The sequence below is a fragment of the Corynebacterium kefirresidentii genome (genome assembly GCF_016599755.1).
GTDB lineage: Bacteria > Actinomycetota > Actinomycetes > Mycobacteriales > Mycobacteriaceae > Corynebacterium > Corynebacterium kefirresidentii.
The window spans coordinates 1178637-1193930 of record NZ_CP067012.1; the positions used below are offsets into that span (position 1 = coordinate 1178637).

At 56.9% G+C, this 15294-nt stretch carries 13 protein-coding genes; 2 read left to right on the top strand and 11 right to left on the bottom strand.

From position 1 onward, the window contains the following. The first annotated feature begins 44 nt into the window (after positions 1 to 44). Positions 45 to 569, top strand: coding sequence for an alkylhydroperoxidase, AhpD family (gene ahpD, locus I6I12_RS05725; protein ID WP_049361224.1), 525 nt, complete (start codon positions 45 to 47; stop codon positions 567 to 569). An 88-nt stretch (positions 570 to 657) separates the two neighbouring features. Here ahpD and I6I12_RS05730 read toward each other — a convergent pair whose 3' ends face one another. Together I6I12_RS05730 and I6I12_RS05735 are read right to left on the bottom strand one after the other, a co-directional pair. Further along, positions 658 to 3201 carry a DEAD/DEAH box helicase gene (locus tag I6I12_RS05730; protein ID WP_200288967.1) on the bottom strand — a complete coding sequence of 848 codons (2544 nt, stop codon included), beginning with the start codon at positions 3199 to 3201 and terminating at the stop codon, positions 658 to 660. Positions 3202 to 3235: 34 nt separating this feature from the next. Further along, positions 3236 to 4300: a proteasome assembly chaperone family protein gene (locus I6I12_RS05735; protein WP_049361226.1), complete on the bottom strand. Its 1065-nt coding sequence runs from the start codon at positions 4298 to 4300 to the stop codon at positions 3236 to 3238. Between the two features lie 242 nt (positions 4301 to 4542). On the opposite strand from I6I12_RS05735, the gene I6I12_RS05740 reads away from it, so the two are divergent. Next, positions 4543 to 5643: a DUF4192 domain-containing protein gene (locus I6I12_RS05740; RefSeq protein WP_200288968.1), complete on the top strand. Its 1101-nt coding sequence runs from the start codon at positions 4543 to 4545 to the stop codon at positions 5641 to 5643. Here the strand turns inward: I6I12_RS05740 and galE are convergent. The 9 genes from galE to I6I12_RS05785 all read right to left on the bottom strand — a co-directional run bounded on the left by galE (position 5640) and on the right by I6I12_RS05785 (position 15277). Further along, positions 5640 to 6626, bottom strand: a complete 987-nt coding sequence (gene galE / locus I6I12_RS05745) for a UDP-glucose 4-epimerase GalE (RefSeq protein ID WP_200288969.1) — start codon at positions 6624 to 6626, stop codon at positions 5640 to 5642. The genes I6I12_RS05740 and galE overlap by 4 nt on opposite strands. A gap of 2 nt (positions 6627 to 6628) precedes the next feature. After that, a complete protein-coding gene (locus I6I12_RS05750; RefSeq protein ID WP_023021391.1) occupies positions 6629 to 7306 on the bottom strand; it encodes a metal-dependent transcriptional regulator in 678 nt (225 codons plus the stop codon). A gap of 223 nt (positions 7307 to 7529) precedes the next feature. After that, the gene (locus I6I12_RS05755; protein ID WP_023021392.1) at positions 7530 to 8543 is read right to left on the bottom strand and encodes a sigma-70 family RNA polymerase sigma factor; all 1014 of its coding nucleotides are present in this window, start codon (positions 8541 to 8543) and stop codon (positions 7530 to 7532) included. Positions 8544 to 8724: 181 nt separating this feature from the next. Then, complete coding sequence (locus I6I12_RS05760; protein ID WP_023021393.1) at positions 8725 to 9516, bottom strand: helix-turn-helix transcriptional regulator; 792 nt, start codon at positions 9514 to 9516, stop codon at positions 8725 to 8727. Positions 9517 to 9662: 146 nt separating this feature from the next. Beyond that, positions 9663 to 11036, bottom strand: a complete 1374-nt coding sequence (locus I6I12_RS05765; protein WP_023021394.1) for an L-serine ammonia-lyase — start codon at positions 11034 to 11036, stop codon at positions 9663 to 9665. A 46-nt stretch (positions 11037 to 11082) separates the two neighbouring features. Next, the gene (locus I6I12_RS05770) at positions 11083 to 12471 is read right to left on the bottom strand and encodes an SLC5/6 family protein (RefSeq protein WP_200288970.1); all 1389 of its coding nucleotides are present in this window, start codon (positions 12469 to 12471) and stop codon (positions 11083 to 11085) included. 357 nt (positions 12472 to 12828) lie between these two features. Continuing rightward, positions 12829 to 13272: a D-aminoacyl-tRNA deacylase gene (gene dtd, locus I6I12_RS05775; RefSeq protein WP_200288971.1), complete on the bottom strand. Its 444-nt coding sequence runs from the start codon at positions 13270 to 13272 to the stop codon at positions 12829 to 12831. A 43-nt stretch (positions 13273 to 13315) separates the two neighbouring features. After that, the gene (locus I6I12_RS05780; RefSeq protein WP_200288972.1) at positions 13316 to 14887 is read right to left on the bottom strand and encodes a DUF7782 domain-containing protein; all 1572 of its coding nucleotides are present in this window, start codon (positions 14885 to 14887) and stop codon (positions 13316 to 13318) included. A 15-nt stretch (positions 14888 to 14902) separates the two neighbouring features. Continuing rightward, positions 14903 to 15277: a DUF3099 domain-containing protein gene (locus I6I12_RS05785; RefSeq protein ID WP_200288973.1), complete on the bottom strand. Its 375-nt coding sequence runs from the start codon at positions 15275 to 15277 to the stop codon at positions 14903 to 14905. Between the last annotated feature and the right edge of the window lie 17 nt (positions 15278 to 15294).

Sequence of the window (15294 nt, forward strand, 5' to 3'; positions counted from 1 at the left end):
TCCAGCGCAGTAAATTCCTATCAAAACCTAAAAGGAGAAAAGCTATGTCTATTGATAATCTGAAGTCTGCACTGCCGGAGTACGCCAAGGACCAGAAGCTCAACCTCGGTGCGCTGACCCGTTCCAAGGACTTGGACGAAGAGCAGCTGTGGGGCTGCCTGCTGGCATCGGCCGCAGCAACCCGCAATGACACCGTGCTGGCAGAAATCGCTGAGGAAGCAAAAGAGCACCTCTCCGAGGAGGCTATCGAGGCAGCCTACGGCGCAGCCACCGTCATGGCGATGAATAACGTTGCTTACCGCGCCAAGGGCTGGTTGGGCGATGACTACGCACAGGTAAAGTTTGGCCTGCGCATGAACATCATCTCCAAGCCAGGCGTGGACAAGGCCAACTTCGAGCTGTGGAATACCGCAGTCTCCGCCATCAATGGCTGCGAGCACTGCCTGGGTGCTCACGCTCACGAGCTCAACGAGGCTGGTCTGAGCAAGGAGCAGGTCTGGGAGGCCGTCAAGGTCGCTGCCGTGGTTCAGGCTGTGGCACAGGCTGTCCAGATTGAGGCCGCACGCTAAAATAGCCGGCCTTTAGCCGCCCTCGCGCTTGCCGACGTCCCCCTCACTCGGGGCGTGGCAGCTAGGGCGGCTTTGTCGTTTTGGCTGGCTAGTACTCCACGCGCAGGTCCGACAGTCGGACTTCGCCAGCCTCATCGGAGGCATCGAGATCTACCGTAGCGACGAACTGGTAGGCGTGGTCGCCGTCTGGGTCCTTGATGATCTGGCGCACGGACCACGCACGCGAGTCAGTATCGCCTAGGCGGAAAAACTCCGGGCCGCGGGCCTCGGGGCCGGAATCGATGTCATCATACTCATCGAAGTAATCATCTAGGATAGCGCCGAAGCCCGGCACCTCGTCCAGGTAATCGAGCAGCTCCGCCAAGCGGTCTTCTTTTTCTAGCGCGAAAAGCTGCACCAAACGGAACATGTAATTGCGCACCATAATGGTAAAGGCGCGGCGATTGGCCGTAAGAGCGGTGGGGTCCTCCACGCCGAAGGCAAGCTCGCGGTCCACAGTGTCTTGGTCGATGGGGGAGTCTTCGCCGGCCATCTGCGCCCATTCGTCGACAAGCGAGGAATCCACCTGGCGGATAAGCTCACCCAGCCAGATGACGATGTCCTCGAGCTCCGGGGTGTTGTACTCATCGGGGATGGATTGCTTGAGGGTACGCCAGGCATCGGTCAAGTAACGCAAAATCACGCCCTCGGAGCGGGCTAAGCCGTAGGTGGCCACCAAGTCCGAGAAGGTCATTGCATTTTCGAGCATGTCCCGGACTACGGACTTGGGGCGCAACTCAAATTCCTTGACCCAGGCATTAGTCTCCGCAAAAGTATCGTAGGCCTGCTCCAAAAGCTCCTCGAGCGGTTTGGGCCAGGTGATATCCTCCACGATATTCATACGATCGGTGTAGTCCACTCCATCCGCCTTCAGCGCGGCAATTTCCTCGCCACGGCGCTGTTTCTGCTGGGCGATGAGCACCTGACGCGGGTCATCCAGGATGGACTCGAATACGGAAATAACGTCCAAGTTATAAGTGTCCGCCTCCGGATCCAGCAGCGAGAGCGCGGCTAGGGCGAATGGTCCCAGCGGTTGGTTAAGCGCGAAATCGCGGGGGAGTTCTCGCACCAAATGATAGGGTCGGCCGTAGATATCCAAGCCCTTGGTGGATTTTTGCACTACGCCAGAATCCACCAGCCCGCGGAAAAGGTCGAGGGCTGTGAGAATGTCCTTATTCTGCTTGCTGCGATTATCGTGATTGTCCCGCAGCAGATGGCGCATGTGTTCATAGCCGTTGCCATGCCGCGCCAATACATTAAGCAGCATCGAGTTAGAGACGCGGAATTGAGACGTCAGCTGCTCAGGCTCAGCCTCAGTAAGGCGCGCAAAGGTCTTTTCGGACCACGAAACCTCGCCCTCTCGAGCGGACTTTTTCTTTAGCTTCTTCAAGCGCTTGGGGTCATCACCGATGCGGCGGCGTTCCTTAGCGTTTTCGATCTCGTGCTCGGGGGCCTCGACCACCACGGTGCCCTCGGTGTCATAGCCGGCGCGGCCGGCACGCCCAGCAATCTGGTGAAATTCGCGCGATTTCAAAATGCGCTGGCGCTGTCCATCGAACTTAGCCAGCCCCGTCATGAGTACGGTACGGATAGGCACGTTAATGCCCACGCCCAAGGTATCGGTGCCGCAGATAACCTTGAGCAGGCCCTTTTGTGCCAAACGCTCTACTAGGCGGCGGTACTTGGGCAGCATACCCGCGTGGTGGATGCCAATACCCTTGCGCAGCAACTTAGATAGATCCTTGCCAAAGGCAGTGGTGAAACGGAAGCCGCCGATTTCCTGGGCAATGGCCTCTTTTTCTTCTTTGGTGATTATCCCCGAAAGCGAGGTGAGCGCCTGGGCGCGCTCGGCGGCCTCCCGCTGGGAAAAGTGCACTACGTAGATGGGGGCCTTCTTATCGGCCAAGAGCTCTTCGATGGTCTCGTGTACCGCACTAAAGACATAGGAAAAATCCAGCGGCACGGGGCGCGTGGTACCAGCAACCAGGTCGGTAGCGCGGCCGGTACGACGGCTAAGGTCTTCTTCCAACCATGTGGTATCGCCCAGGGTGGCGGACATAAGCAAGAACTGCGCGTTGGACAATTCCAGCAGCGGCACCTGCCAGGCCCAGCCGCGGTCCGGTTCGGAGTAGTAGTGGAACTCGTCCATCACCACCTGGTCGATATTGGCCTCGGCGCCATCGCGAAGCGCAATATTAGCCACAATCTCAGCCGTAGCGGCGATTATGGGGGCATTGCCGTTGACGGTGGCGTCACCAGTCATCATGCCCACATTTTCCGCGCCAAAGATATCGCAGAGAGCAAAGAACTTCTCACTTACTAGAGCCTTGATGGGTGCCGTATAAAAACTGCGCTGGCCACGGGCCAAGGCGATAAAGTGTGCGGCATTGGCCACCATGGACTTTCCGGAGCCAGTCGGGGTAGCGAGGATGACATTATCGCCGGCCAAGATCCCCAGCGAGGCCTCCTCCTGCGCTGGATACAAATTAATGCCCCGGCCGGTGGTCCACGAGGTAAAGGTATCCCAGATTGCCTCATCTACGAGGGACTCGGGCACTTCCGATAAATCTGGCAGCAGCTGAGATAAGTTCACCCCCACCACCTTAGCGGTGATGAGGGTGGGTTAGTTAGATATCGTCACCTAAGTCGCTATCGCCCTGAGCGGAATCTGGATCATCCTTGCCGTTATCGGCTTGAGAGCCCTCGCCATCGGCGGAATCTTCGCGGTCATCTATGTCAGAGTTAATGATCTGCTGGCTTTCTTCCTTATCCAAAGAAGCCAAGAAGGCTTGGAATTCCTCGCTGATTTCCTCGCCGGTAGGCACGGCTTCCTCGCCGGGCATGATAGCCTGCGGGTGTTCTTTGCGGTAGCGCTCCATATAGGCGTCATACTGCTGCTCGAGTTGCTGAACCACGCTTTCTATCTCATCCGAGCCACCAACTTGTTCTTCCAGTTGGTTTTCTACGCGGGAAATATCAGCCTCGATGCTGCCCAAAGGAATATTGAGGTGCGCAGCCCGAGCTACCGAATTCAATAACTGGAAAGTGGCTTGCGGGTAGGGCGAAGCCGCAAGATAATGCGGCACGTGGACGGTATATCCGGCTACGGTGCGCTGCTTCTCCGCCAGTGCCTTTTCCAGATACAGTGCAGCAGAGCCTGGGACCATCATGGTGGAATCCATCGACAACATATGCTCAGTCAGACGGGAGGAAGTGCCATGCGCAGTGACCACCGTGGGGCGGGTGTGCGGAACTGGCATAGGTGCGGCATAGAGCATGATGGTGTCATTGATATTGAACTTTTCCACCAGCTTGACCACAGCAGTGGTAAAAGCCTCCCAGCGCATGTCGGGCTCTGGGCCAGACAGTAGTAGGAAGGTTTTGCCGGAATTATCGCGCAGGACCTTGATACCCAGGTCCATCGATTCAATTTCTAGCGCCCGATCCTTATCGATGGTGACAGCTGGCCGGCGCGAGCGGTAATCAATCAGCTCATCAGAGTTAAACGAGGCCAGTTGGCGGCCTTCCAAAGCTGCCTTCAAGTGGTCCGCACTAGCCTCGATGGCCTGGCCGGCGTCTGCATAGCCGTGCATGGCAACAATCATGGTGGGGCCTTGTCCGTCACCGGAATCATCCCTAATCACCGGGGCTGGATACTCCAGCTCATACATGCGGCGATCTTCTTCGTGCATGTTGTGTTACCTCCTTGCTTTCTTACCTACCCCAACGCCGCAGGCGGGCTCAGTATTCCCGCGCGCACTGGGAGGTTAAATAACTGATTGTGCCCCAAACCGCCGCACATTGCCAGCGCAATCCCGGGCGGGGTGTGGACAAGCCGCCTGCCGACGCCCCCTCACCCCGCCTATCCCCAGATTCTTACCACTTCTCGATGCTTGTCCTATACATGGTTGCGCGCGTGGCTGAAGCTGGGGCCATGAACATCTCAACACCAACTCAGCCCATTCGTACGCCCGGCGATATCCTCGCCAATATCCCAGGAATTCTCGGATTCTTCCCCTCCGAATCAGTCATCCTCATTTCCATCCAGCCCAGCCCACGCGGATTCAGTATGGGGCCGGTAGCTCGCCTCAATCTGAACGATGTCCCTGCCGCCTTGCAAGAAGTGATGGATGCATTTCACTGCGGCAACCCCGAAAGCATCTTTGGTTTCGTTCTCTCTCAACGCCAAGAAGAAGATCTATGGGATATCATGCACTCCCTCTACCGCTTTCAGGATCGCTCTGGTGTGGGCATTGACGCCTGTTGGCTGGCCGAAGAGCTATCTACTGATACCGCCTACGACCTCATTTTTGGTCACGCGTCCGAGGACGGCGAGGGCCCGCTGCAGAATTGGGTGGAAGGAACCATTCCCGCCATATCGACGAGCCACTCCATGCGTGAGTGCGTGAATAATGGCATGCTTCCTGAACTCAGCCGCAATGACTTGGTTCAGCGTTTTAAGGACCACAACCCATACTTTGGGAAAGAAGAAATTAGCGCAATGGAGCGATGCTGCAGAGAAATCGCCCGCCAACTGCGCGCCGGGCGCGGTTACCAAACTTCAGATCCAGTGCAGGTGGTCAAGCGCCTTATCGCTGATGTCCGCTTCGTGCTCAGTGAGGTGGAATCGCTGGAGGAGACTTTGGAAAATGAGGAATTGCTGTGTGCAGCAGCCATGTGGATGTCTACCACGTGGACCCGTGACCTGGTCATCACAGAGCTGGTGTCTGCGCCGCGGGAAGCAGGGGACCTCCTCCTAGCGGTGGCACGTACATTCCAGGGGTCCATCCGCTATAACGCCCTAGCCTTATACGCAGCTAGCCAGGTATCCCATGAATTCGGAATTTATGCGGGTCCGGCGCTTTCTGTACTAGTAGAAGAGGCGCCCCATCATAATTTGGGGCGCCTCATAGCGCAGGGGTATCGCAGCGGCATGGGAAGGCGGTTGGTCACGAGCCTCTGCCATGGCTGTGAGCTAGCCCGCGACGCGGCGGGGCTTGGCGCCGATGCCCCGCAAAGTAGCTTCGGAGGCTAGGCCCGCTTCGCTGAATGTGCCTTATCGCCTAGCTGGCGGGTGAAATTCCATGCATCGGTAACGATCGTTTCCAGATCCGTGCGGGTGGGGTTCCATCCGAGCTCCCGCTTGATCTTCTCTGAGGAAGCGATGAGGGTGGCGGGGTCGCCTGCGCGGCGCGGAGCCACCTCAGCAGGAATGTCGTGGCCGGTGACCTTGCGGCACATCTCAATGACCTGCTTGACGGAGTAGCCATCACCAGAACCCAGGTTGTAAATGCGGTGACTACCAGATTCATTGGATTCGAGAGCAAGCACATGGGCATCGGCCAGATCACGGATATGGATATAGTCACGCACTGGGGTGCCGTCTGCGGTATCCCAGTCATCACCGAACATGAAGATCTTATCGCGGTGGCCCAAGGCCACCTGCAACACGATGGGGATGAGGTGGGTTTCTACCTCGCGGTTCTCACCGATGTTTCTGTAGGCTCCAGCCACATTGAAGTAGCGCAGGGAGGTCGCCCCCAATCCATAGGCGTGGGCGAAAGAGGTGATCATGTAGTCGATGGCAAGCTTGGTTGCACCATAGGGATTGGTGGGCTGGGTTGGCATATCCTCTGTAATCGGCACTTGGTCCGGCTCACCGTAGGTTGCAGCGGTGGAGGAGAAGACGAGATTTTTGACCTCGTTATCCCGCATGGCATTGAGCAGCGTCAGGGTAGTAACGACATTGTGCTGCCAATACTCATCGGGCTTTTCCACGGATTCGCCCACCAACGAGCGCGCCGCGAAGTGGATGACACCCTCGAAACCACCTTCTCCCAGGACCTCGGCGGCCTTATCCGCCACGTCGCCCTCGACGACGCGGGCTGTTTCTGGAACGGCTTCGCGGTTTCCGGTGGAGAAATTGTCAATGATGGTTACATCATGGCCTTGTTCGACCAATACAGCGGCGCACACGCTGCCGACATAGCCGGCGCCACCGGTGACAAGAAGTTTCATGGTTATACCTCCACGCGCACTGCGTGCGCCAAGTCGTCGGAAAGCACGACGCTGCCGCCATCCGGTGTCGACAACGTAATCGTGCCGCTGTTATTGACTACCGATACCTTTGCTCCCACGCGGATTCCGGCAGCGGTGAGTTCCTGGAAGGTGCCATCATCAACCTGCAAAATCTCATTGACCTGGATGACGGTGGCGGAGACCTCCTCACCATTGGGGAGATCGACTGCGCGGGTGCCCTGGTCCGGCTGCGGAGCATCGAAGCCCAGTGCAGACAGCGCCGGGATAGGGTTGCCGAATGGTGACCGGGTTGGATCATCGAGAACCGCGACCATGCGTTTTTCTACTTCTTCGCTCATCACATGCTCCCAACGGCAGGCCTCGTCGTGAACTTTTGCGATGTCGAGCCCGAGGACGTCGGTAAGCAAACGCTCTGCCAAACGGTGCTTGCGCATGACTGCGGTAGCCAGGTCGCGGCCCTTGTCCGTGAGATCCAAACTGCGGTCGGTACGCACGTGCAAAAGGCCGTCGCGTTCCATGCGAGCTACAGTTTGAGAAACCGTAGGCCCAGACTGCTCCAAACGCTCCGCGATGCGGGCGCGAAGGGGAGTAATACCTTCTTCCTCTAGCTCGTAGATGGTGCGTAGATACATCTCCGTTGTATCAACTAGGTCCCTCACGTGGGCATACCTTTCTGTGTGAATACAGTTTCGCGGCTAATCTCCCGACCAAGGACGGGAAAGCGCTTTCTAGACTCTGCAGTCCAGATTAGCCTACCTAAGCCCTTGCTCGCCGCGTCGAACTAAGCCGCTGCCTTTCTAACGCCAAACCCCGAGCCCGTGGCAGTATTGTGCCGAATGGACTCGGGGAGGGGGACTGGGCGCGGAGCGCTGCCAGCCCAGATTAAAGAGCGTACTCGCGCAGGCGATCGGCGCGGTTGCCATCGCGCAGCTTTGCCATAACTTCGCGCTCAATTTGGCGTACACGTTCGCGCGAAAGACCGAAGCGGCGACCAATCTGATCCAAGGTGCGCGGAACACCATCATCGAGGCCGTAGCGCAGACGAATTACGTCCTGCTCGCGCTTTTCCAAGGTGTCAATCACTCCGCGAATATCGGAATGGCGCATGGAGGCTACGACCGCGGTTTCTGCATCGGTAGCTTCGGCGTCTTCAATGAAGTCACCCAAAGGAGCTTCTTCATCGGTACCTACCGGCATATCGAGAGAGACTGGGTCGCGCGACTGGCGCAGCAGCATCTCAATCTTGTTTTCGTCAATGCCTGATTCCTCCGAAAGCTCTTCATTGGTAGCTTCACGGCCCAGGGATTGATACATCTCGCGCTTAATGCGGGACAGCTTGTTGACCTGTTCTACCAAGTGGACTGGGAGGCGAATGGTGCGAGACTGGTCAGCCATGCCGCGGGTAATTGCCTGGCGGATCCACCACGTGGCATAGGTGGAGAATTTAAAGCCCTTGGCGTAATCGAACTTTTCCATCGCGCGGATGAGGCCGAGGTTTCCCTCCTGGATGAGATCCAGCAGTGGCATACCGCGGCCGGTGTAGCGCTTTGCCAGCGAGACCACGAGGCGCAGGTTGGCTTCAAGCAGGTGGGAGCGTGCCTTTTTGCCTTCGCGGGCGAGGATTTTAAGGTCACGCTTTTCTGCACGGGTGAGCTTTTCAGCGTTATTGAGCTTGTACTCCGCGTACAGTCCAACTTCGATGGCCTGAGCGAGTTCTACCTCATCTTCCGCGCTGAGCAATGCGGTCTTGCCAATGCCGTTGAGATAAACACGAACGAGGTCGGCAGAGGGGTTGTCGTTGGTTTGGTTGCGGCGAGATCCGCGATCTACTTCCTGTTCTTCATTAGTAGTGGCAGCTGAAGCGCCCTTGGCGGTGGTGGCAGATGTCTTCGTCATAGTGAAGCCTCCTGAATTTGTCGCCGGTTTCACAAGGTACAACGGAGTCTTTAGAGATTTAGTTCCCAATGTGGAAAGAATTGATAAAACGCGGCGTTCCCCGTGGTACGACTCCACCTTTTCGGGGGAGATGTGCCACGGAGAACGCCGCGCTCTGCGATGGGGCAGGTACGTAGGAGTACTATCCGCGTACCTGTACGAGATAGCGGTAAATGGTGGGTTCGGAAACACCTAGCCGCTCTGCCGCTGCGGCAATTCCTCCCTTAAGAAGGAAGAATCCCGCATCCTCCAAATCTGAGACCACCTCGAGGCGCTCCTCGCGCTGCATGCGAGGGGCAGGGGTGTTTTGGTTAGAAATGGCGGAGTCCAACATTGAGTCCAGAAGGTGTTCCACGTTGGAACGCAAAGACTCGCTGACTCCTTCCTTGTCCGCTTCTTCCTCTACCGGTTCCTTATCTGGAACTGGGTCTGGTACTGCAACGGGGCGGTTGGGTAGCTCAGTTTCACCTGGGTAGCCGCCGAAAGCCTTTGACTTATCGAATGCGGGATCATCGGCCTTGCCGATGAGTGCTGCGGCCGCATCGCGAATGTGTACTAATTCGGATACATCAACATTGATGCACAGCATGCCGCGCATATGCCCGGAGTCGTCTCGGATGAAGTAGCTAGAGGAGCGGCAAATCTTGCCTTCCGCATTGACGGCGCGGTAGCCGGTCATCATGGGGATTGCTGCGGCATCGCCCTGTTTCATAAACCATAGAGCGAAGTCGGTCACCGGGCCGCCAAGTTGCCGGCCGGAGATGTGCCCATTGGCGATGGCCATGATGGATTTATCGGGAACGTCGAGATCGTGGAGGACGATTTCGGTGTTGGGGCCCATTGCCTTACCGAGGAATTCGACGAGGGGAATATACTGCTCGAGGAAGTTTTCTTCGGAGGCACTGCCGCTAGGAAAATTCATTAGCTGAAGCATGTCCTTTAATTCCTGTCAGGTTATAGCGAAGGTACCACATGGAAGCGACTCGGTGGAAGAAAGGGAATAGTCCGAAGAAAGCCGGGTGAACACTAGCGGCTTAGCGCTGTGCTCACCCGGCTCATCGCTTCATTACAGGGTGTTCTTTATCCACACACCGGGACTGGTGGGTGAACTGCTAGGGCCAGACCACCTTGTGAGGTCTCCCTGTACTTGGCATTCATATCCTTACCAGTCTTGTACATGGTCCAGATGACTTCGTCCAAAGAAACACACGGCTTGCTCTCACGCTCTAGCGCCATGCGAGCACTGGTGATGGAGTCGACCGCAGCAACGGCGTTACGCTCAATGCAGGGTACCTGAACCTGTCCGAGGACTGGGTCACAGGTCAAGCCAAGCTTGTGTTCCATGCCAATCTCAGCTGCGATGCATACCTGCTCTGGGGTAGCGCCCATGAGCTGGGCGAGTCCGCCGGCAGCCATGGAGCACGCCACACCAACTTCACCTTGGCAGCCGACCTCAGCGCCAGAGATGGAAGCGTTCATCTTGTACAGGGAAGCAATCTGGTTGCAGGCGAAGATGTAGTCAGCGAACATCTCCGTGGTAACTGGCTCGACAAACTTGTCGTAGTAAGCCAGGACTGCGGGGACGACACCACAGGCGCCGTTCGTAGGAGCGGTAACAACGCGGCCGCAGGCTGCATTCTCTTCGGAGATAGCCAGTGCAAACATGTTTACCCAGCTGAGGATGTTCAAACCATCGTGCGGTTCGGACTGCTCAAGACGACGCTTAAGGGCAGCCGCGCGACGCGGAACGAGCAGGGAACCAGGCAGCGGACCATCGGTGGAGGAACCGCGCTTGATGCCGGTGTACATGACATCGCGAACCTTGCGCAGGTGCTCATTGACCTCATTTTCAGAGCGCAGTGCCAATTCGTTGGCCAAGCCCAGCTCGGGGAGGGTCATATCGTTCTTTTCGCACAGTTCGAGCATTTCTGCAGCGCTGGCATATGGGAAGGGGATATCAACCTTGACGTCCTGCCGCTTTGCAAAGTCTTCCTGCTTGACGATGAAACCGCCGCCGACCGAGTAGTAGGTCTTGTGCAGGATGTTTTCTTCGCCGGCGAAGGCGATAAGACACATACCATTTTCGTGCATCGGGAGGTATTCGTCGTGGAAGAAGAAGCCGCCGTCCTTGGGGAATTCTACCTCGTGGGTGCCGCCCAGCATGAGCTTCTCGCTGCTGCGGACGTTCTTCATGAATTCGGAGATGCCGTCGATATCAACGGTCTCTGGCTCTTCACCGGCCAAGCCGAGGAGGATGGCCTTGTCGGTGGAGTGGCCGATACCCGTGAGGGAGAGGGAACCGTAGACATTTGCCTGCACTCGAGTGACCTTGTCAAAGAGGTCTTTTTCCTTGAGCTCGTCTACGAAAGCCTTGCCGGCCTTCATTGGCCCTAGGGTGTGTGAGCTTGAGGGGCCGATACCAATCTTGAACATATCGAAGATGCTGATGAACATTGTTCTTTCCTTGAATCCTCTGCGAATTTCTCGTCTACGGCGGTGCTTAGAAGGCGTGGACGATGGAGTAGATGATGGTTGCTAGGGCGACGAGGCCCATGAAGAAGACGAAGTAGTTGGAAGCCTTGCCCTTGTAGCGCTGGAGAGCAGGAACCTTGTGGATAGCGACCATCGGGATGATGAAGAGCATGATGGCAATCGTTGGACCACACAGGGTTTCAATCATGCCCAGGATGGACGGGTCAGCCCAAGCGACGAGCCAAGCGGTAACCAGCATGAAGATGAGGGTGATGGTGTCGAGCTTGTGAGCCGACTGTGCGTCATCCTTGCTTGCGTTCTTGCTGCCCTTGACGATGAGACCCTCGAAGCCTTCGGCTGCGCCGAGGTAGTGGCCAAGGAAGGACTTAGCAACTGCAATCATGGCGATGATAGGAGCAATCCACTGGATAAGTGGGGTATCGAAGTGGTTGGCCAGGTAGGACAAGATGGTGATGTTTTGTGCCTTAGCTTCTGCCATATCAGCCGGGGAGAGGCTCAGGGCGCAGGAGAAGACGAAGAACATAACCACGACGACCATGAGGATCTCAGCGCGGAGCAGGGTCTTGCGGGACTTGGCTTCTGCGAACTTGCCGTAGGTCTGGCGGCGGTCAACGGCGAAGGAAGAAATCATCGGGGAGTGGTTGAAGGAGAAGACCATAACCGGAACCAAGAGCATCAGGGTAACGCCCATGCCGTGACCAGAGGCTTCGCGAGCAACGTTTAGGTCAAAGGAATCGAAGAGTGCGGTGTTCCACTTCGGGATGAGGTAAAGGGAAAGGAGAACCAGGATGCCGATGAACGGGTATACCAGGTAGGACATGACGTGAACCACGACGTCCTTGCCCATGCGGACAATCAAGATGAGTCCACCAACGAGCAAGAGAGAGGTTAGCCAGCGGTGCGGCGGGGTAACGCCGAGCTGGTGCTCCAGGAAGGAGTTGACCGTGTTGGTGATGGTGACTGAGTAAACCAGCAGGATGGGGTAGACCGACAGGAAGTACAGGATGTTCATGAGAACACCGGCCTTCTTGCCAAAGTGCTCTTCGACGACGTCCGTGAGGTCACCGTCTGGCTTGGAGCTGGACAGTACCAAGCGGGTCATTCCGCGGTGAGCCCAGTAGGTCATAGGCAGTGCTACGACCGTCATGATGAGCAGCGGGATGATACCGCCGATACCGGCGTTGATGGGGAGGAAGAGGACACCGGCGCCGATGGCGGTGCCGAACAGGGAGAGCATCCATACGGTGTCTTCCTTATTCCACTTCGGTGCGCCCTTCTGGCCATCGAAGGGGGTGTCGATGCCAGGAGCCGGTGCGGCTGTCTTGGGGGTTTCGGGCATTTCTGCCCTGTTTTCTGGGTGCTGGGCTGAATTGCGCCGCTTGAGTGAGTGGGACATTTTCTTTCCTACATCTAGTTGGTCGGCCGAAGCGTTTGGGCTTCTGCAACCGTGACTGAGAAAAAAAATTCTCATTCAACTTTGCGTTAGTAGGACCTTGAGAAAAGTTCTCTCATCCTGCTTGTCCAGCCCTTTTGCTTCGCTGTGCCTTCAGTATAGAACAGAAACTTGCAGGATGATAATAAATTATTGCACTACAGGTAGGGCATTTATCACTCTCGAAAAATTTGCAATCTGCCGTTCTTTATGGCTTGTTCCATATAATTTCACCGAGAGTGGCACCAGTCACAAGTGCTCTAATGAAAGTCCTGCTTAATACGTTTTGAGGATCGTTGGGGCGGGAGAAGGGCGCGCAAATTACGTCTCAACTAAAACGGTGAAAGGGCCTTCATTTACAGAAGAGACGCGCATTTTAGCCCCGAATTGGCCTGTTTCTACTGACACGCCGCGTTCCTTGAGGTGGTTGATAATCGTTGAAACAACCGGCTCAGCTTCCGGACCTGGCGCGGCATCCGCCCATGAAGGGCGTCGCCCCTTGGCAGTGCGACCATACAAAGTAAATTGGCTCACTACTAGTACCGGAGCTGCGGCATCGAGCACCGAGACCTCGCCGTCAAGAATGCGCAGTTCTGCAATTTTGCGCGCCATTTTCTCTGCTCGAGGCTGCCAATCATCCATATCCTCGCGCGAGACGCCGACGAGCGCGAGAAGACCGCCGGTATCGGGACAATCAATGGCCCCGACGGTCTCTCCATCGACGGTTACTGTGGCCTCTGAAACTCGAGTCAAAACTGCGCGCACCGCTTACTTCTCCTTATCTATCCAGTGGGTTGAAAATGCGGTATCAGCTAAGGTTCGTTGAACCGGTGTCCAAGAGGAGATCTGCTGGGATAAGCAGACCGTGGCGGACCATATCGATGACTGCAGGGAGGGCAGCGGCGGTGAGTTCTTCCTCATCGAATCCGTGCGCCGCCGCATACAGCCCAATTGTCTCTTCTAGGTTCAGACCCTGTGGGTTGAGACCAGCGACAATTGCGGCAATGTGTTCATCTACCTCGTGGCTCCAACGCGGGCCGTCTGTGCGGGTTAGGCGCAAGGCGGCGCGGGTGAATCCCTGTCCCAAATCTTCATCTGGGGTGCTGATATCTTCGCGTGCCAAGCCGGGCCTTACTTGGAAGTGCTTTCCCTGCAGTTCTCCCGGCACAAGATCGCGCAGCCACGCCACACGGGCAAAGTATTCTTCCACTTCGGGGCCAAGCGGATCGCTGAAGGCCTGCGGCATTTCTTCGGCCAAGATATCTGCAGGCTCATCGTCACCGATGCGTTGAATAGCTACGAAACCAAAACCAATGCCGTTTACTTCGTGTTCCTGGAAATGTTCGAGCCAGGCGCGAGAGCGCTCTTGCCCCTCAGGGGAGCGAATATCGAGGGATTCATCTTCGAGCCAGGTGGACACATAAAGTGCGGGATCGGCAACGTCGCGCTGAATGACCCAGGCGGCGATCCCTTTATCCGGCAACCAGGAAGCAACGCGTTGCTGCCATGTTTCGCCACTGGTGTGTACCCATGCAGCCAGAAGGTGAGCGGTTCCGCCGGGCGTCAGGTGATCGGTGGCTTGAGAGGCAACCAATTCACTGGCTCCGTCGAGGTTTAATCCGGAATCGCGGTAGACGTGGCCCACTTCGGGAAGGCCTACAACAAAAGGCGGGTTAGCTACTAGACGGTCAAAGCGGCGACCAGCTACGGGCTCAAACCATGACCCAGGGAGCAATTCCACTTTGTCGCCCTCACCAGCGGCCGCGATGGTGGCCGTGGCCAAATCCAAGGCACGCTCATGCACATCGGTCGCGGTGATTTTTTCTGCGCATTCGATTTGCCCCAGCAATTGAACACCCGAGCCGGTGCCCAGATCGAGAACGCTGCTGACTGGACTTACTGGCGTGGACTGCAGCAAAGAGAGACTCGCCGCGCCTACTCCCAGCACATGGTCAGGGCCGGGTACGTGATCCACGAGGGAGGCATCGACGTCGGAGAAGATGAGCCGGTTAGCGCCCACGATGGTGTGGGGGCGGATGTCGAGGGCAATGTAGGCCATGCCGTGGGCGTCGGCAAGCGCAACCTTGGCATCCAGCAACTGGGTAGCCAGGCGCGCTCCTACGGCCTCACCCAAAAGCGTGGCAGGCAGGTGCTCGTGCAGGAGGAAAAAGCGGATCAACAAGTCCATCTGAGATTCGCTGTGCGCGGCTAGCGAAACAGGTGCCGGCTCGCCGCGGAATAGGGCTTCAGTAACCTCCGGCCCTAGGTACCCGGCCACGCCATCGGTAGTAAAACCGGCGGCGGTAAAGACGTCGGAAAGCTCAGGGGCCAGCTTGGCTAGCGCGGGGGCATCAAAGTCGGGGCCAAAAGCGGTCGTCATGTGGGCAGGAATCCTTTACTCTTCTTCGTGATCGATGATGTCGTGGTGTGCCTCAATGGGCCGGGCGGTGCCGCCGGATACCTGTGGGGCGTGGGCTTGGCTATAAAGCTGCCGGTTCATGGCTGGCTTGTACACGTTCTTTTCGCGCTTATCCTTCTTTTCTCCTCGGCCGTTCCCAATTACCACGGCGATCCACGGGAGGGGAAAAGTCACGCCCACAACGATTGCGGCTAGCAGCCACCAATGCATATAGAGGAAAAAGCCGGCGATGAGCAAGGAAGGAACGCGCAAGAACTGGAAGATTCCGTACTGAATTTCGCGGCGCTTACGGTCCTGGCCAGGCGTGAGCTTGGCATCTGTGATGAGGTAGCGCTCTTTTTTGCCAAACAACCTAAACTCGGCTCCCC